This is a genomic window from Streptomyces sp. NBC_00209 (assembly GCF_045206345.1).
In the GTDB taxonomy this organism is placed as follows: domain Bacteria; phylum Actinomycetota; class Actinomycetes; order Streptomycetales; family Streptomycetaceae; genus Streptomyces.
The window spans coordinates 3,259,918-3,276,577 of record NZ_CP108121.1 but is presented as its reverse complement, the minus strand read 5'-3'; the positions used below and the strand labels follow the sequence as shown (position 1 = coordinate 3,276,577).

Genomic DNA, 16,660 nt, shown 5'->3' with positions numbered 1-16,660 from the left:
TCAGCCCGGGGAGACCAGGCGGGCGTCGTACGCCAGGATCACCGCTTGGACGCGGTCCCTGGCCCCCGTCTTGGCGAGAATGCGGGAGACGTGGGTCTTCACCGTTGATTCCGCGAGATGAAGGCGTTCGGAGATTTCGGAATTGGTCCAGCCCTGGCCGATCACCGTCAGGATTTCCCGTTCCCTGCCGGTGAGACCGGCGATGCGCGGATCCTGGGTGGCCGGTTCGCCCGGCTCGACCGGCAAGTGCTGTACGTACGCGTCCAGGAGACGGCGGGTCAGGCTCGGGGCGACCACCGCGTCGCCGAGGGCCACGGCCCTGATGCCGGACAGCATCTCCTCCGGCAACGCGTCCTTGATCAGGAAGCCGCTGGCGCCGGCGCGGAGACCGTCGTACGCGTACCGATCCAGGTCAAAGGTCGTGACGATCAGGACGCGGGTGCGGGAGCCCGCCCTGATGATGCGGCGGGTCGCCTCTATGCCGTCCATGAGCGGCATGCGGATGTCCATCAGGGCCACGTCCGGCTGGTGCCGGGCGACGAGCTGGAGCGCTTCGTGGCCGTTGGCGGCCTCGCCGACGACCGTCATGTCGTCCTGGCTCTCCAGCAGCATGCGGAAGCCGAAGCGTTGCATCGGCTGGTCGTCCGCGATGAGCACGGTCGTCACGAGAGGGAGTCCTCCAGGGGAAGCCGGAGCCGTACCCGCCAGCCGCCTTCGGCGGACGGGCCGGCTTCGAGTGTGCCGTCGTACAGGGAAGCGCGTGCGCGCATCCCGGTGATGCCCTGCCCGGTGCCTGCGGAGATCCGCTCGTCCGGGGGCGGGGTGCCATTGTCCGTGACGAGGGCTTCCAGCGCGCCGGGGCGGTACGTCAGGGTGACCTCGACCGCGAGGGACGGTGAAGTGCCCGCGTGCTTCAGCGTGTTGGTCAGGGCCTCCTGCACCACCCGGTAGACCGTCAGCTGACGGCCTGGTGTGGGCGGTTGGGCCGGAGGCGTACCCCGTACATCGAGGCGTACCGGCAGACCTGCCCGGCGTACGCCCCCCAGAAGCGCGTGGATGTCGTCGAGAGTGGGCTGCGGGGTGCGGTCCGCGTCCTCCGGCTGGTCGCGCAGCACACCGAGCAGGCGACGGAGTTCGGCGAGGGCCTGGCGGCTGGTGGTGCCGATGGCTTCCAGCGCCTGGGCCGCGCGTTCCGGGCTGCGGGCCGCCGCGTAAGAGCCGCCGTCGGCCAGCCCCGTGATGACGGAGAGGTTGTGGCCGATGATGTCGTGCATCTCCCGGGCGATCCGGGTCCGTTCGGCGGCGGCGGCCAGACGGGCCTGCTGGTCGCGTTCGCGTTCCAGGCGGTAGGCCCGGTCGAGAAGGGCCTCGGTGTACTCCTTGCGCGTACGCACCAGTATCCCCGCCAGGGCGGCGATGGCGAACATCCAGACGTGCGGGAGCAGGAGGCGGCTCCAGACGTCCGGGAACCGGCCCGAAGCGATCACCAGCGGTGCCGCGACCAGGGCACCCGACCAGGCGAGGGTGCGCATCGGAAGGCGTACCGCGATGTTGAAGACGACGATCTCTTGGAGCAGGGACGCCTGGATGACCGCACCCGTCCACACGTTGGCCAGCGAGAACGGGGCCATGAAGGCGAGCACGGCCAATGGGTGGGTGCGGCGCCACAGCAGCGGGGCGGAGAGGGCCGCGCTCATGGTGAACACCAGCGGTGCCGGGACGTGCGGGTCGACGGCAACCGTGCGCCAACCGCCGGAGGACACGTCGAGGACGGCGAACAGCACCCAGAACGTGGTCAGGACGCCGTTCCAGACCGACGGCCGGCGCCGGTCGAAGGCGCGGATGCGCTGGAACAGGCGCTGTATGTGTCCGGTGAGCGGGCTGGGGGCGGACGGTGGAGCCGGTGCCTGGGCCTCGGTGGTGTCCGCCATTGGTGTCTCCCCTGTGCCCGGCAGCGTAGGGCTCATGCGTCCCGGCGCCGCAGGAGTACGGCTGCCGCGACCAGTGTGGCCGAGGCCCACAGGGCCAGGGCGAGCAGGGCCGGGCCCGGGGACGCGGCGTCCGGGAGCGGGGTGGCGGAGCCGAGTACGCCCGCGGCCTGGGTGGGGAAGTAGCGGACGACGGTCTCCACCGCTCCGTACGGGAGCATGGTCAGCACCTCGGGGAGGATCATCACACCGCCGATGAACGCTCCGATCGCTCCGGGGACCGAGCGCAGGAGTGCGCCGAGGCCCAGGGCGATGAGGCCGAGGAGGGTGGTTCCGGCGGCGTTCCCCGCTACGGCGCGCAGTACACCCGGGTCGGTGAGGGAAGCGGCCTGGTCCGTGTCGTGCAGGAACAACTGGGCGACGACGAAGGTGACCAGCGCGGTCGCGAACATGGCGGTGAACACGGTGACCGTGAAGACGGCGGCCTTCGCCCACAGCACCGGGAGGCGGCGCGGGACGGCGGTCAGCGAGGCGCGGATCAGGCCCGAGGAGTACTCGCCCGCCGTGACGAGGACGCCGAGGACCACCGTGCAGAGTGAGGCGAGGAGCGAGCCGTAGAGGACGAGGATGACGGTGTCGATGTCCGAGTCGCCGCCGTCGGAGGTGTAGGTGGTGCCCATGAGGATTCCGACGCCGAGGACGAAGACGGCGGCCAGGCCCAGAGTGATCCAGCTGGAGCGCAGGGTGCGCAGCTTGTGCCATTCGGAGCGCAGCACCCGGGCAGGTGTGACGCGGTGGGGGTGGGGAAGGGCCGTGGTGGTCATGCGGCGGCTCCGGTCGGTTCGGTGGTGGTCCGGTAGTCGACGGACTCCTGGGTGAGGTCCATGAACGCCTGCTCCAGGGACGCGGTGTGCGGGGTGAGTTCGTAGAGGGGGATGGCGTGGGCCGCGGCGGTGCGGCCGATGTGTTCGGCGTCCGTGCCACGTATGTCCAGGCGGTCGGAGCCGGGCGTCGCGGTGATCTCGATGCCGGGGCCCCGCAGCAGGTCGCACAGGATGCCGGCCTGGGGGGTGAGGACGGTGACGGAGCTGCCGCCGGCCGTGGCGGTGAATTCGGTGACGGTGGTGTCGGCGAGGAGGCGGCCGCGGCCGATGACGACCAGGTGGTCGGCGGTGAGGGCCATCTCGCTCATCAGGTGCGAGGAGACGAGGACCGTGCGGCCCTGTGCGGCGAGGTCGCGGAGGAGGGTGCGGATCCAGAGGACGCCCTCCGGGTCGAGGCCGTTGACGGGCTCGTCCAGGATCACGGTGGCGGGGTCGCCGAGGAGGGCGGCGGCGATGCCCAGGCGCTGGCCCATGCCGAGCGAGAAGCCCTTGACCCGTTTCCCGGCGACGGCGGTGAGACCGGCGAGGTCCAGGACGTGTTCCACGCGGGTGCGCGGGATGCCGTGGGTGTGGGCGAGCGCCATGAGGTGGTGAAAGGCGGTCCGGCCGGGGTGGACGGAGCGCGCCTCCAGGAGGGCGCCGACCTCGGTGAGGGGCGCGCTGTGGGAGCTGTACGCGCGTCCGCCGATCGTGGAGCGTCCCTGGGTGGGCGCGTCCAGGCCGAGCAGCATGCGCATGGTGGTGGATTTTCCGGCGCCGTTGGGGCCGAGGAAGCCGGTGACCGTGCCCGGGCGGACGGTGAAGTCGAGGTCCTGGACGACGGTGGTGTCGCCGTAGCGTTTGGTGAGTGCGTGTGCCCTGATCATGCGGTCGACGCTACGGAGCGGGCGTGGGCCGGTCGTCGGACCGGGGGCGGGATGTGCGGGGGCGCGTAGTACCGGGGTACGACAGCCGGCGGGCGGCGCCAATCCGTTTGCGCGGTCTCGAGCGCGCGGGTCAGGATCGGTGCATGGACTACGTGATACGGCCGGTGCGCGCCGATGAGTGGCGACCGGTGAAGGAGCTCAGGCTGGCCGCCTTGCAGGATCCGGCCGCCCCGGTGGCGTTCCTCGAGACGTACGAGCAGGGGCTGAAGCGGTCCGACGAGGCGTGGCGGGAGCGGACGGTGGACGCCTCCGAGGACGGTGGGGGCGAGGTGCGGCAGTTCGTCGCGGAGGGCCCGGACGGTGCCTGGGCGGGCTCGGTGACGGTGCTCGTGGAGGGCCCGGACGTCGAGGCGCGGTTCGGTGAGGCGGCGTCGGTGAACCAGGGGCACCTGGTCGCCGTGTTCGTGCGGCCGGAGGCGCGGGGTGCGGGGGTGGCGGACGCGCTGTTCCGGGCTGCTGTGGACTGGGCGTGGTCGCTGGAGGCGCCGCGGCTGGAGCGCGTACGGCTGTATGTGCACGAGGACAATCCGCGTGCCGAGGCGTTCTATCGGCGGTTCGGTTTCGTGCCGACCGGGAAGACGGTGGCGATGCCGGGCGATCCGGACGCGCGCGAGCTGGAGTACGCGGTGGCGCGGCCCTGAGGCCGTGCCTGCTCCTCAGAGGCTGCTGGGTGTCCGGAGCTGTTGCGTCCAGTGTGAGCGGGCCTGTTCCGGGGAACGGAGCAGGGCGATGGTGGACAGGCCCTGGGTCTGGCCGGATCTCAGCAGCTCGGGCAGGCGGGGCAGGGGGGCGACGGCCGCGATGTCGTCGAGGACGAGCGTCATTGGTGGGTCGAGCCGGCCGTCGGATGACCGTGCGGCCATGCGGCGGCCGTGCTCGACCACGTCTGCGGCGAACGCGGTGAGCAGGGGCATCGTCCCTGGACCGGATCGCGGGGTCTCGATGGCTTCACCCACCACATAGATGCTGCCCCCTTCGTCCGCAAAGGAATCCAGTGCGAGCGCATCTGCTCGATTTGGTGTGCAGGCGTCGCGGACGTGGACGGAGGAGAGGGCGCCGAACGCCCGCACCGTCAGTTCCTGGGCCATCTCGCGGCGTTCGGGATGGCCGGTGAGCGCGGACTCCAGGAGTCCGGCGAGTCCGGGGGCCGCCTTGGGGTGGGTGCGCAGCAGGCGGACCGGTTCGTGGGCGTTGCCGCCGATGGCCCAGCGGTGGACCTGGCGGAAGGGGCGGCCGTCGATGGCGGCGGCGTGCAGCCAGCAGCGCAGGAGGGTTTCGGCGAGGTCGGCCGTCGCCGAGTCGACGCGGTCCTGGGGGCGGACGGGGGCGAGCAGTGCGCCCGCGCGGGCCGCGGCCCGGTCGGCCTGTTCGCAGCCGGTGGTGGGCGCCCAGTGCAGCCGGGCCGGGGTGTCGCAGAGGTGGCCGGGGTCGTAGACGAGGACGGGGCCGAGCTTGGCGCGGGCGTCTTTGGTCTCGGCCCAGAGGGTGGGGTCGGAGGTCACGACGAGCACGGGGCCGTCGGCTTCGCGGATGGCCTGGACGGCGGTGGCCCGGCGGGTGGCGGCGGGGCCGTAGAGGACGAGGGGGGTGCGCGGGGAGGGGACGGCTGCGGGGAGGGGGCCGGTGGTGGGGGCCGGTTCGGTGGGTGCCGGTTCGGCGTGCGCCGGTGCGGTCGGTGCGTGCCGGGTTTTTCGGGTGGTGAGTGCTTCGGGGGCGGCTTCGGTGGGAAGGGCCGTCGTTCGCAGTGCGGTTTCGGTGAGGTGTTCGGCGGGAACGGGGGCGGCCGGTGCGGGGACGGGGGCCGTCTTGCGCAGGGCGTCGGGGGTGGGCTCGGGGGCCGGTTCCGGTTCGGGGAGCGCCGACTCGTACGCGTAATCCTGCCGCTTGCTCCATCGGCCGGTCTTCCGGCCCTTGCCCTGGGCCGTTTTGCGCCGCGCGCGTTCCTCGCGGTGGGCCTGTTCGAGGAGGGTCAGCCGCTCCGTGCGTTCCTCGCGGCGGCGGGCCAGTTGGGCGCGCCAGCGGGTGATGACGCCCATGACGAAGACGGTCAGCACCACGAGCACCATCAGTTCGCCGATGAGCAGGCCCCAGAACAGGCCGTATCCGGAGAGCTGGCCGGGTGGGGTGTTCGGCCAGGCGGCGGGCAGGTCGTGCGGGGCTTCCAGCAGGCGCCGGAGGGCCAGTGGTGTCTCGGTCGGTGTGACGCCGTCGGGCCAGGCGCCGTGGGCGAGGAGGGCGGCGAATCCGGTGGCCGCCCAGGCCAGCAGCGTCAGTCCGAGAAGGAAGGCCAGCAGTCCGACGAGCAGGCCGTCGGGGATGCCGCCCCCCTTGCCGTCGCCGGACCGTCCCCCGTCGCTCCCTGCCATGTCATGCCACCGTTGACTCGGACGACTCGTTCAGTCGCTGCTGGTTCTCGATCCTGGCCGCGCGTTCCTCCGCTTCGAGGTCGGCGGCTCGTACGTCGTCCGGGAGGAGGTCGCTCACGGACGACTCGGTCATGGCGCGGTCGGTGAAGACGAGGGGGCGTTCGGCCTCGGTGATGAGGTGTTTGACGACCTGTACGTTGCCGTTCACGTCCCAGACCGCGATGCCCGGTGTGAGGGTGGGGATGATTTCGACGGCCCAGCGGGGCAGGCCGAGGACCCGTCCGGTGGCTCTGGCCTCGTCGGCCTTCTGGGCGTAGATGGTGCGGGTGGAGGCCATTTTGAGGATGGCGGCGGCTTCGCGTGCGGCGGCGCCGTCGACCACGTCGCTGAGGTGATGGACGACGGCGACGAAGGAGAGGCCGAGGCGGCGGCCGAACTTCAGCAGGCGTTGGAAGAGCTGGGCGACGAAGGGCGAGTTGATGATGTGCCACGCCTCTTCGACCAGGAAGATGCGCTTCTTGCGGTCGGGCCTGATCCAGGTGTGTTCGAGCCAGACGCCGACGATCGCCATCAGGATGGGCATGGCGATGGAGTTGCGGTCGATGTGCGAGAGGTCGAAGACGATCAGGGGGGCGTCCAGGTCGATGCCGAAGGACGTGGGGCCGTCGAACATGCCGCGCAGGTCGCCGTCGACCAGCCGGTCGAGGACGAGGGCGACGTCCAGGCCCCAGGCGCGGACGTCGTCTATGTCGACGTTCATCGCCTGGGCGGATTCCGGTTCGGGGTGGCGCAGTTGCTCGACGATGTCCGTGAGGACGGGCTGGCGGTCGCTCGTCGTGGCGTTGACGTAGGCGTGGGCGACCTTGAGGGCGAAGCCGGAGCGTTCGTCCAGGCCGTGGCCCATGGCGACCTCGATGATGGTGCGCAGCAGGGCGAGCTGGCCGGTGGTGGTGATGGCCGGGTCGAGCGGGTTGAGCCGGATGCCGCCGTTGAGTGCGGAGGTGGGGTCGAGGCGGATGGGGGTGAGGCCGAGCTCCTGCGCGATGAGGTTCCACTCGCCGACGCCGTCCTCGCCCTGGGCGTCGAGGACGACGACCTGGCGGTCGCGGAAGCGGAGCTGGCGGAGCACGTACGTCTTCTCCAGCGCGGACTTGCCGTTCCCGGACTCGCCGAGGACCAGCCAGTGCGGGGCGGGGAGCTGCTGTCCGTACAGCTGGAAGGGGTCGTAGATGTAGCCCTTGCCGGAGTACACCTCGCGGCCGATGATCACACCGGAGTCGCCGAGGCCGGGGGCGGCGGTGGGCAGGTAGACGGCCTGGGCTTGGCCGGTCGAGGTGCGGACGGGCAGCCGGGTGGTCTCCACCTTCCCGAAGAGGAAGGCGGTAAAGGCGTCCGACAACGCGGACAGCGGATCTCGCATGGCGTGACTGACCTCCCTCTCGGTGTCGCGGACTGGCGGTTAGCGGCGGATGCCGGTGGCGAACGGCAGGGTGTTGACGAAGGCGCGGTGGTGCTCGCGGTCGCACCATTCGAGCTTCAGGTACGACTTTCCGGCCGAGGCGCGGATGGTCCGCTTGTCGCGGGCGAGGGCTTCGGGGGAGCGGGACGACACGGTGATGTACCCCACGATGTTGACGCCGGCGGCGCCACTGGCGAGGTCTTCGCCCCGCTGGTCGAGGCGGCCGTGGGCGGCGATGTCGCGGGGGTCGACGGTGCGGTTCATCTTGGCCTGGCGGCTGGCCTCAGCGTCGTCGTTGGTCTTCTCGGTGAGCATGCGCTCGATGGCGATCTCGGTGGGTTCCAGGTCCATGCAGACGGCGACGGTGCGGATGACGTCGGGGGTGTGGACGAGGAGGGGGGCCAGGAAGTTGACGCCGACGGGGGTCATCGGCCACTCCTTCACCCAGGCCGTGGAGTGGCACCAGGGGGCGCGGGTGGACGATTCGCGGGTCTTGGCCTGGAGGTAGGTCGGCTCTACGGCGTCGAGCTCGGCGGGCCAGGCGTTGCGCTTCGTCATGGCCTGGATGTGGTCGATGGGGTGGTCGGGGTCGTACATGGAGTGGACGAGGGAGGCCAGCCGGCTCTGGCCGAGGGGCTGGCGGACCCGGATGTCGGCCTCGGCGAGGCGGGCGCAGATGTCGGTGAGCTCGCGGGCCATGACGACGGCGAGGCCGGCGTCGCGGTCCAGCTTGCGGCCGGAGTGCGGGCGGGCGGCGCGGGCCATGGCGTGGGCCTCGGCGGAGAGCTCGCGGTTGAAGTGCATGCAGGCGACGAGGTAGGCGCGGTGCTGCTCGCTGGAGGTGGAGACCATGGACTGCAGCTGGTCGTAGGAGTCCTGGAGCCAGCGGGGGGATGCCTTGGCGCCGCGCTGGGCGACGTCCTTGGCGTGGGCGTCGGGGTCGGCGGGGAGGGTGCGGGCGAGCATCTGGAGGCGGGTGACGAAGCCGTCTCCGTTGGCGACGTGCTTGAGGAGGGTGCCGAAGCGGTCGACGAGGGCTTCCTGGTCCTCGCTGTCGCGGAGGCCGACGCCGGGGCCCTCGATCTCGATGGCGGCGGTGACGGTGCGCCGGTCGGCGTGGAGGAGGACGGCGATCTCGTCGGGGCCGAAGGGGGCGGAGAGCCAGTTGATGCGGCCGATGCCGGGGGGTGGGCCGATCTCGATCTCGCGGCCGTCGGCGCGGGTGCCGGCTTCGATGGCGGTGGAGCGGTAGGTGGTGCCGCGGCGGACGGAGCGCTTGTAGCTGCGGTTGATCTCGAACCACTTGTAGAAGGTCCGGTGCCGGTACGGGACGTAGACCATGGCGATGGCGAGCAGCGGGAAGCCGGTGAGCAGCACGATGCGCAGGGAGAGGACGGGGACGAGCAGGCCGCTCATCATGCCGAGGAACGCGCCGGCGATGATCAGGGCGATTTCGCCCGTCTCGCGGTTCTTGCCGACGATCGCGTTCGGCCGGGCGCGGCCGATGAGATACGTACGGCGGGGCGCGATCGGATGGGACTGTGTGCTCAACGCCCGCCACCTCCTGTGCGGTTGTTACCTGTGCTGCCTGGTCCGCCGCGGGTGCCGCGGCTGCTGTGGGGGGTGCCGGCGGTCGGGGAGCCGCTGCGGGGCGGGGGTGCGGCGGAGGGGGTGGATCCGCCGCCGGGGTTACGGGAGCTGTGGGCGGCGACTCCGCCACTGACCGGGTTGGCGGGGCGGCCGCCGCCGCTGCTGGTGTCGCCGCTGTTCTGGCCGCCGCGGCTGCTGTGGGTCTTGATGCCCTGGGAGACGAGGGCGGCGGGGGAGCTGATCATGGCGGCGGCCTGGGAGCCGTCGGTGGCCTGTTTGCGGTTGGTGCGGGCGCCTTGGATCTCGTCGCCGAAGCCGGGGACGAAGCGGTAGATCATCGCGGAGGCGAAGATGGCCAGCAGGATGATGGCGAGGCCGGAGACGACGGCGGAGAAGGCGTCGGGGCCGTCGTCGGAGGAGAGGGCGCCGGCGAGGCCGAGTACGACGACGATGACGGGTTTGACCATGATCACCGCGATCATGATGCCTGCCCAGCGGCGTACGTGTCCCCACATGTTCTTGTCCACGAGTCCGGCGTAGACGGCGGTTCCCAGGAGGGCGCCTACGTAGAGCAGGGCGGCGCGGATGACGAGTTCGAGCCAGAGGATGCCGGCGGCGAGGATGGAGACGAGGGAGACGACGATCAGCATGATCGGGCCGCCGCCGATGTCGGAGTCCTTCTTGAGGGCTTGGGCGAAGGAGCCGAAGAAGACGTCGGTCTGGCCGCCGGAGGAGGAGGCGATGACTTCGGTGACGCCGTCGGTGGCGGAGACGATGGTGTAGAGGATGAGGGGGGTGAAGGCGGAGGCGAGGACGGTGAGCCAGAGGAAGCCGATGGCCTCGGAGATGGCGGTGGTGAGGGGGACGCCGCGGATGGCGCGCTTGGCTACGGCGAGGAGCCAGAGGACGAGCGTGAGGACGGTGGAGGCGGCGAAGACGATGGCGTACTGCTGGAGGAAGCGGGTGTTCGTGAAGTCGACGTTGGCGGTGTCCTTGACGGCGTCGCTGAGCTTGCCCACGATCCACGCGGCGGCGTCGGCGCAGCCGCGCCCGAGCGAGGTGAGCGGATCGAGCGCGGGGTCGGTGCTGGCGGGCGGGGTGGACTTGGGGGAGCTGGCGCTTCCGCCTTCGCAGTAGTCCTTGGCGAGCCCCACGATGAGGTCGCATGCATCGTTGCCCTCTTTACTGGGCGACGGGGACGGTGATGGTGCCGCTGCGGCCCGTGAGGCCAGCAGGACCATCGCGGGAAGGATGCTCAGTGTGGTCAGGGAGCGCATGCTCCGGCGACGGCTAGCGGGCATAGACGAATCCTCCGTATCCCTCTACCGCGCCGGCGATCTCGTCGGCCGAGGAAGCCCGGTTGTCACCGCTCACGGGAGTGGGCCCCTCTGTCTGACTTGACGACTCGATCTTCCAGTCGTTGCCGATCCACTTGAGCTTCTCCGAGATTGTGAACCAGGTCTCGGTCACTGGCTTCGTGGATCCCTCACCGGCCATTCCGACGAGACCGGTGCACCAGACCTCGATCGTGGCCGAGCCATCGGTGTGCTCGATCACCTTCGTTCCTACTGGGATCGTGCGAGAGACGAACGTCAAGCCGCTGGGAGCATTGCCGTCTTCATTCAGGCCGACGTTCTTGAGGAAGTCCGGGGAGTAGGCGGTATCGAGATCTGCAGTCAGCTTCCCGACGACGGCCGGGTCGTGGGTGGCCTGCACGATGGCCTGACGGGATGAGGCGACGAACATGTCGGCAGACCCCAGCGCCACCGCGAAGTTTGAGGCCGCGCTCTCCGCGCCCTGTTGGTCGTGGGCGAAGCCTGAGGGGATTGTTCCGGTCTTGCCGGTGACCGGCTTGGTGCCGGTGGGGGACGTCGGGGCGGCGTCCGCCCTGTTGCCCGAGGTGGTGCCGGGCTTGGCGTTCGAGTCGTCCTTGTCGCCGCCCATGTTGGCGAAGGCGATGGCGCCCAGCAGGAGGATCACCACGCCGGCGACGGTGATGAGGGAGCGGGAGCTGCGGACCGGGCGGCGGGGGCCGTAGGGGTCGCCGGTGGGGCCGTCGGGCAGGCGGGTGCGGGTCTGGCGGGTGCCGCCGATCGTGCTGTAGGCGTCGCTCGTGCGTCCCGCGTCGTTGCCGTAGCCGTCCTCGTCGCCGAGACTCATGCCGCGTACGCCCCCTCAACCGTTGCTTGAACCACGTCGTAGTACGACGGTAGCCGTGCTGCTCTCCGCGCGGACGCGGTGTGGTGACTCGACATCAGGGGTACGCAACCTCTGCCGGTGGGCACGACGGACGGACGGATGGGAGGGGCGGGGGGACGGGCCAGAGTCCAGGGTGACGCCGGGTCAGACGGCCATCCCGTAGACAATGGTGAACAGGGTGCCGAGCGATCCGATGATGAACACACCGGTCAGGCCGGCCACGATCAGCCCCTTGCCCTGTTCCGCGCTGAACGTGTCGCGCAGAGCCGTCGCGCCGATCCGCTGCTTGGCTGCCCCCCAGATCGCGATGCCGAGGCACAGCAGGATGGCGATCGCCATCACCACCTCGATCATCACGCGGGCCTCGTTGCCCAGGGTCCCGAACGGCCCCCAGTTCGGGGCGATTCCGCCGATGATGGTGGTGATGTCGCCCTTTTCAGCTGCCAGGATCATGTAAGTCACCGCCCCAGTTGGGTAGTTCACCGCCCGTACCGCATGGCACGGGTCAGTCTCTATCTTCGCTGATGAAACTGGATTCGTACGACGGCTTCACGGCTCTCTTTACCCTGATCTCGCACATTTGACCGGTCTGACCGCCCTGACCTGCGGATCGAATCGGTGTAGGGACGAAATGCATATGGTTACTCTGTGTATCACGCAGAGTGACGCCGGGCAACGATCGCCATCGCGCCAGGCTGGCCGAGATGTCCCGCAGCGGCCGAATCGCCCACTTCAGGGCGGCGGAGGCGAGGCCGGAGCGCCCATCGGGCGCAGCAATGAGTGGCGCGGAATCGGTGGACGGGGCGGGGTCCTCCAGTACGACGGTGGCCGGAAGTCGCACCAGGAGCCGTCGAAGGGAAAGGTTCCGGCCTCGGCGAGGTGTGCGACGGTCGCTCCTTCGGACCGGATCGCCAGCGCTTCCTCGGCCGTCCAGTACGCGGGGTGGCCGGTCTTCTCGGCGAAGGACTGCTCGTCCTTCCAGCTCCACGTCCGGTCCGGCGCGACGTTGATGTCCAGCTCGTGGTCGGCGATGTCGATGTCCGCGCCGTGATGCACGCGCCGTTCGAGGTTGACGTACCAGCCGCGGAACTTGTGCCTGCGGCCGAAGAGCCACAGCACCGCATGGGCCGCCCCCGTCGGCTGGTAGAAGAGGGCGTCGCCCATCGGCCAGCGGCCCGCGACGACGGGGAAGCCCTCGGCCGGGCGCTCGTGCGGGGCGATGTCGCGCAGGTGGGTCACGCCGCGCGGGAGGGCGGTGTGCCACATCGGGGTGCCCGATTTCATCCACACCAGTTGCCCGGTGTCCGTTCGTTCGACCAGGCGCACGGGTACGGAGGCGCTGAGGTGGCCGCCTATGAACAGGTTCCAGTGCAGGATCTGGCCGGGTGTGCCGCTCGCGGTGTCTCTGTTGTCCTCTTTCATGCGATTGATCATTCCCGCCGCGCGGGTGCCGGACACGTACAGCCGGACACGTACAGGCAGCTCAGGAAACGTCCCTGACGGGGCGTCGTCCGTCAGGCGGTGGCGATGCCCTCGGACAGACCTTCGTGGTCCGTCCGAGGGCGCCGTCGTGGTCCGGGGATCAGGGCTTCGTGTTCGCCTGCTTCATGGAGGCCACCGCGTCGGCGACCGTGCGCTCGTACAGGCCCAGCTTCGGGGTGCCGACCTTCACGTCGGGGCCGAGCGGGAAGTTGAGCTGCTCGGCGTTGGCCATGTGGTCGCCGTCGGCGAGTACGTTCAGTTCGTCCACCCAGGTCACGCCGTTGCCGCCGCCCGGGTTGAGGTCGATCACCGCGATCGCGGCGGTCTTCGGCTTCACCGGGTACGCCGGTGCGCCGCCGAGGCCGCCCGGGACCAGCGGGATGATGTCGCCGCTGTGGTCCGTGGCCTTCGCCGCGCCCAGGCTGACGCGCGGGAAGTAGCTCAGGCCGCAGGAGTTCTTGCCGGTGTTGTTGACCTCGATCACGTGCTGGGTGGCCGAACCCTCGCGGGCGTACACGCGCACCGACAGGTCGCCGCTCTTGCAGGGGTGCTTGTACGCGTAGCCGTCACTGGTGTCGCCGGCGGCGGCCCCGCCCGTCTTCGCGGCGCCCCCGTTGGACTTGCCGGTGCTGGAGGTGACCGCGTCCGTGGAGCCGCCGCCCGTCTTCGCGCCGTCGCCCGCCGTGCCGCCCTGGTCCTGGGCGGCGTCGCCGGCGGTGTCCTTGGAGGTGTCCTTCGCGGCCACGGTGGCCTTGGCCGAGGCGGAGTCGTCGGCCGGACCGGCCGCCTTCGTCCCGCTGCCGTCCCCGCCGCAGGCGGTGAGGGCGAGGGCGAGCACGGCGGTGGCAGCGGCGCCGAGGACAGCGGAGCGCTTGCGGAGCGTTTGCATGGGATTCCCCGAAGTGTGTGGCGGTCGGTGGGTCGGTCGGCGCAGACAGGGCCGGGATCTGCGGCGAACCGCTCCCCCTCCGGACCGTCTGACATGGGAAGCCTCCCGCGCGCCGCTCATGTTCTGCTAACGCCTGCCTGACGTCCCGCTGACGTCCCTCGAAGGAGGGCTTCGGCTCACGCATGACCTGCCGGCCGAGCGGGAAGAGCGGGTCCGGGCGTGACTTCGGCGGTCCGATCACCGTTAGATGTGATGTGCCCAAGCCTGTCGTGTCCGCCGTGCCGCCCGTGACGACCGCTTCCGCCGCGGACGGTGTCGCCGCCTCGCCGCCGCCCTTCCTGCTCACACCGGGTCAGGGGGAGGGCGCCCGTGCGCTCCTCTCGTACGTGGCCGGCCTGCCGCTGGACTCCGTCGACGCGCGGCTCCTGGCGGTCGTCGTGGGGATCCGGGCCGCGCGGACGGGGGCGGGCAACCTCACGGGGACCGATCTGCGCTCGTTGCGGCTGGAGGATCCGGAGGGCGCCCTGGCCGAGCTGACGGCGGCGGGGTGGGAGGTGCCCGGACAGCTCATCGGCGGGGATCCGGATGTGCCGTACGCCATCGTGGTGCCGGAACTGGCCCCGGGGCCCGACCGCGTACTGCGCCTCGGCAAGGACGCGCGGTCGCGGGTGTCGGGCTGGTCCATGCGTACGAGGCTGGCCAAGCCGGTACGGAAGGGGGCGTCGGGGGTCCGGCTGGCCGCGCTGTTCCTGGCGGCCCACTGCTCCGACGAGCTGGTCGGCCGGGCGCCGGCCGAGCTGCCCGTCGCCTGTTACGGGGCGGTGCCCATGCTCCTGGAGAAGGGGTTCCTCGCCGAGGTGTCCGGGCAGACGTACCGGCTCGGCGAGTCGGTGAGGCACCTCGCGGGCCGGTTCCGTACCCCGGAGGAGCTCGCCGCAATCGCGCGGGAGGAGGAGGAACGCCGGGCGGCCCGGGAGGCGGCGGCCGCCGCCGAGCCCACTCCGGAGAGCTGGGCTGCCTGGAAGTCCGGCGTCAGCCCCGCACTGCTGCGGCACGCGGAGGCGGTCGAGGCGTGCGCCCTCTGCCATCTCCCCTTCGTGCGGCTCGCTCCGGCGTTCATGTGCGGGCCGTCCCCGCTGCCGGCGCCCCGGGCGGCTCTCGACGCGTACGAGTCGTGGCGAGCCGCCCACCCGGACTGTGGGCGCGAGGCGGCCCTGTTCACCGTCGAGTTCCGGGCGGAGCACGGCCACGGACCGTCGCACGGCCAGCTGTGCAAGGGCCTGCGGTGGAAGAAGCTCGGGCGGGAGCTGCGCGGGATCATCGTGCACACCCTCATCGCGGAGGGCTGGCTGGCGTCCACGCCTCCGGTGCCGTGGACCCTGAGGCCGGGGAGGACCGCCCAGGCGCAGGGGATCGCCCTGCCCGGACAGGCGGTGCGGACCGGCGGCTGAGGTCAGTGCGCCGCGGTCTGCCCGGGGCCGCTGCCCGCGTTCCGGGCGGCCAGGAGCAGGGTCGCCGCGATGAGCAGTGCGGTGACGATGCCGGTGGTCAGGATGGGGGACGGGGCGTAGGTGGCCGCCAGGACCGCGAGCACCGCCACCGGGTGGAGCACGTCGGCCGCGCGGCGAAGCCCCGCGGTGCGGTGGTGCAGTAGCCAGACGAGGGTGATGAACACGGCGACCGGGACGGTGTAGACGGCCGCCGCCGTGCGGTCGGAGAGGTGGCCGTGGCCCGCGGTGTGCGCCACGTTGAGGGCGAGCCCGGAGCCGACCGCGGCCGCCGACGCGAAGACGAGGTAGTGCCCGTACCCCCACAGCAGCGCCGTACGCAGGCTGGTCAGCAGCCGGGGTGCGCTCTGCGCGAAGTACAGCCACCACAGGGCGAACACCGTCAGGAGTCCGCCCGCGACCAGTGCGGCGAGGTCGCCGAGCGCCGCGTGCGTGTCCAGCGCTGCGCGTACGGCCCCGGTGGCGGCGGTGATGGACTCGCCGAGCACGATCAGCGTGAAGAGGCCGTACCGTTCGGCGATGTGGTGCGGGTGCCAGGTGGTGGTGGTTTTACGTTCCGCCAGTGCGGGAACGGCGATTTCCGCGACGACGAGGACCGCGAACGTCACCAGGCCGGCGTCCTGGGGCAGGGCCAGCCGTACGACCCAGCCGATCTGCACCAGGAGGATCCCGGCGGCGTACCCCAGGCAGGTGCGGCGCCGCTCCGGATCCGAGCGGGCGGCGCGCAGCCACTGCGTGACCATCGCGAGCCGCATGATCACATAGCCCCAGGTGATGACGGTGAAGTCCTCGTGCTCCAGCGCCTCGGGCGCGCCCGCCGCGAGGACGAGCGCTCCGGTGATCTGTACGAGCGTCAGCAGCCGGTACGGGACGTCGTCGGTGTCGTACGCGGAGGCGAACCAGGTGAAGTTCATCCACGCCCACCAGATCGCGAAGAACACCATCGCGTAGCCGAGGACGGCGTGGCCGATGCGGCCTGCCGCGAGTTCGTGTTCGAAGGCGGAGGCCGCCTGGGCGACGGCGGCGACGAAGCAGAGGTCGAAGAAGAGTTCCAGCATCGTAGAGGCGCGGTGCTGCTCGTCGGCGCTGCGCGCCACCATGGGCCGGTGCCAGAAGCTGGGGGAGGGGGGCGATGAGCTCATGGGGGCGCATTCTTCCGGCTGGGCGGGGTAAGCACGCGTGAACCGCGCCCGGAGGGAAAGTGCCGGCGTGGTGCGGCGGGGCTCTGCCAGACTCCGCGCCATGACCTACGGAATCGAGAACCACCCCGCCCGTTGAGCGCCCCGGAAGAGCGCGGAGCGCTCATTCCCCGGCCCTCCTCCCTGCACGCGTGCGCGCTGCGTGTCGAACGCGCGGAGCCCGAGGGGCCTTGGTCCCGGGTGGACGCGGCGCCGCCCGTACCCCGCCGGGCCTCGTCCAATCGGGGCAG

Annotated in this window: 15 protein-coding genes; 2 read left to right on the top strand and 13 right to left on the bottom strand. The window is 71.1% G+C overall.

Annotated elements, in window-relative coordinates; translation table 11 throughout:
* Genes OG867_RS14775 through OG867_RS14760 form a run of 4 tightly spaced genes read right to left on the bottom strand, consistent with a single transcriptional unit; the run spans window position 1 to window position 3,678 of the window.
* On the bottom strand, window positions 1–666 hold the full coding sequence (locus tag OG867_RS14775; protein WP_406285728.1) for a response regulator: 666 nt from the start codon (window positions 664–666) through the stop codon (window positions 1–3).
* On the bottom strand, window positions 663–1,931 hold the full coding sequence (locus OG867_RS14770; protein WP_406285726.1) for a sensor histidine kinase: 1,269 nt from the start codon (window positions 1,929–1,931) through the stop codon (window positions 663–665). The genes OG867_RS14775 and OG867_RS14770 overlap by 4 nt, the downstream gene beginning before the upstream one ends.
* Window positions 1,932–1,963: 32 nt before the next feature.
* Window positions 1,964–2,752, bottom strand: coding sequence for an ABC transporter permease (locus tag OG867_RS14765; protein WP_406285723.1), 789 nt, complete (start codon window positions 2,750–2,752; stop codon window positions 1,964–1,966).
* Window positions 2,749–3,678, bottom strand: a complete 930-nt coding sequence (locus OG867_RS14760; protein WP_406285720.1) for an ATP-binding cassette domain-containing protein — start codon at window positions 3,676–3,678, stop codon at window positions 2,749–2,751. Before OG867_RS14760 ends, OG867_RS14765 begins: the two co-directional genes overlap by 4 nt.
* A 143-nt stretch (window positions 3,679–3,821) precedes the next feature.
* Here OG867_RS14760 and OG867_RS14755 point away from each other — a divergent pair, with 143 nt between their 5' ends.
* Window positions 3,822–4,379 (top strand): GNAT family N-acetyltransferase, encoded by a 558-nt coding sequence (locus tag OG867_RS14755; protein WP_406285718.1) that lies wholly within the window; start codon window positions 3,822–3,824, stop codon window positions 4,377–4,379.
* A gap of 15 nt (window positions 4,380–4,394) precedes the next feature.
* Here OG867_RS14755 and OG867_RS14750 read toward each other — a convergent pair whose 3' ends face one another.
* The 8 genes from OG867_RS14750 to OG867_RS14715 form a co-directional block, all read right to left on the bottom strand.
* Window positions 4,395–6,104 (bottom strand): type VI secretion protein, encoded by a 1,710-nt coding sequence (locus OG867_RS14750; protein ID WP_406285716.1) that lies wholly within the window; start codon window positions 6,102–6,104, stop codon window positions 4,395–4,397.
* A 1-nt stretch (window position 6,105) separates the two neighbouring features.
* Window positions 6,106–7,524, bottom strand: a complete 1,419-nt coding sequence (locus OG867_RS14745; protein WP_328901331.1) for an ATP-binding protein — start codon at window positions 7,522–7,524, stop codon at window positions 6,106–6,108.
* A gap of 39 nt (window positions 7,525–7,563) precedes the next feature.
* Window positions 7,564–9,114, bottom strand: a complete 1,551-nt coding sequence (locus OG867_RS14740) for an SCO6880 family protein (RefSeq protein ID WP_406285714.1) — start codon at window positions 9,112–9,114, stop codon at window positions 7,564–7,566.
* Window positions 9,111–10,394 carry a hypothetical protein gene (locus tag OG867_RS14735; RefSeq protein ID WP_406285712.1) on the bottom strand — a complete coding sequence of 428 codons (1,284 nt, stop codon included), beginning with the start codon at window positions 10,392–10,394 and terminating at the stop codon, window positions 9,111–9,113. The genes OG867_RS14740 and OG867_RS14735 overlap by 4 nt, the downstream gene beginning before the upstream one ends.
* A gap of 49 nt (window positions 10,395–10,443) precedes the next feature.
* Window positions 10,444–11,313, bottom strand: a complete 870-nt coding sequence (locus OG867_RS14730; RefSeq protein WP_406285710.1) for a hypothetical protein — start codon at window positions 11,311–11,313, stop codon at window positions 10,444–10,446.
* 183 nt (window positions 11,314–11,496) lie between these two features.
* Complete coding sequence (locus OG867_RS14725; RefSeq protein WP_024493027.1) at window positions 11,497–11,805, bottom strand: hypothetical protein; 309 nt, start codon at window positions 11,803–11,805, stop codon at window positions 11,497–11,499.
* Between the two features lie 279 nt (window positions 11,806–12,084).
* A complete protein-coding gene (locus OG867_RS14720) occupies window positions 12,085–12,774 on the bottom strand; it encodes a DUF402 domain-containing protein (RefSeq protein WP_328901334.1) in 690 nt (229 codons plus the stop codon).
* Window positions 12,775–12,934: 160 nt separating this feature from the next.
* Window positions 12,935–13,723 carry a DUF4232 domain-containing protein gene (locus OG867_RS14715; protein WP_406285707.1) on the bottom strand — a complete coding sequence of 263 codons (789 nt, stop codon included), beginning with the start codon at window positions 13,721–13,723 and terminating at the stop codon, window positions 12,935–12,937.
* 287 nt (window positions 13,724–14,010) lie between these two features.
* Between OG867_RS14715 and OG867_RS14710 the strand changes: the two genes are divergently transcribed.
* A complete protein-coding gene (locus tag OG867_RS14710) occupies window positions 14,011–15,174 on the top strand; it encodes a hypothetical protein (protein WP_406285705.1) in 1,164 nt (387 codons plus the stop codon).
* Window positions 15,175–15,176: 2 nt separating this feature from the next.
* Here OG867_RS14710 and OG867_RS14705 read toward each other — a convergent pair whose 3' ends face one another.
* On the bottom strand, window positions 15,177–16,373 hold the full coding sequence (locus tag OG867_RS14705; protein WP_406285702.1) for a low temperature requirement protein A: 1,197 nt from the start codon (window positions 16,371–16,373) through the stop codon (window positions 15,177–15,179).
* Between the last annotated feature and the right edge of the window lie 287 nt (window positions 16,374–16,660).

Excerpts from the sequence above, each read along its gene's own strand:
- OG867_RS14720 (WP_328901334.1), bottom strand. The coding sequence starts at position 12,774 with ATGAAAGAGGACAACAGAGACACCGCGAGCGGCACACCCGGCCAGATC.
- OG867_RS14750 (WP_406285716.1), bottom strand. The coding sequence starts at position 6,104 with ATGGCAGGGAGCGACGGGGGACGGTCCGGCGACGGCAAGGGGGGCGGC.
- OG867_RS14705 (WP_406285702.1), bottom strand. The coding sequence starts at position 16,373 with ATGAGCTCATCGCCCCCCTCCCCCAGCTTCTGGCACCGGCCCATGGTG.
- OG867_RS14715 (WP_406285707.1), bottom strand. The coding sequence starts at position 13,723 with ATGCAAACGCTCCGCAAGCGCTCCGCTGTCCTCGGCGCCGCTGCCACC.
- OG867_RS14735 (WP_406285712.1), bottom strand. The coding sequence starts at position 10,394 with ATGGTCCTGCTGGCCTCACGGGCCGCAGCGGCACCATCACCGTCCCCG.
- OG867_RS14765 (WP_406285723.1), bottom strand. The coding sequence starts at position 2,752 with ATGACCACCACGGCCCTTCCCCACCCCCACCGCGTCACACCTGCCCGG.
- OG867_RS14745 (WP_328901331.1), bottom strand. The coding sequence starts at position 7,524 with ATGCGAGATCCGCTGTCCGCGTTGTCGGACGCCTTTACCGCCTTCCTC.
- OG867_RS14755 (WP_406285718.1), top strand. The coding sequence starts at position 3,822 with ATGGACTACGTGATACGGCCGGTGCGCGCCGATGAGTGGCGACCGGTG.
- OG867_RS14770 (WP_406285726.1), bottom strand. The coding sequence starts at position 1,931 with ATGGCGGACACCACCGAGGCCCAGGCACCGGCTCCACCGTCCGCCCCC.
- OG867_RS14730 (WP_406285710.1), bottom strand. The coding sequence starts at position 11,313 with ATGAGTCTCGGCGACGAGGACGGCTACGGCAACGACGCGGGACGCACG.
- OG867_RS14760 (WP_406285720.1), bottom strand. The coding sequence starts at position 3,678 with ATGATCAGGGCACACGCACTCACCAAACGCTACGGCGACACCACCGTC.
- OG867_RS14725 (WP_024493027.1), bottom strand. The coding sequence starts at position 11,805 with ATGATCCTGGCAGCTGAAAAGGGCGACATCACCACCATCATCGGCGGA.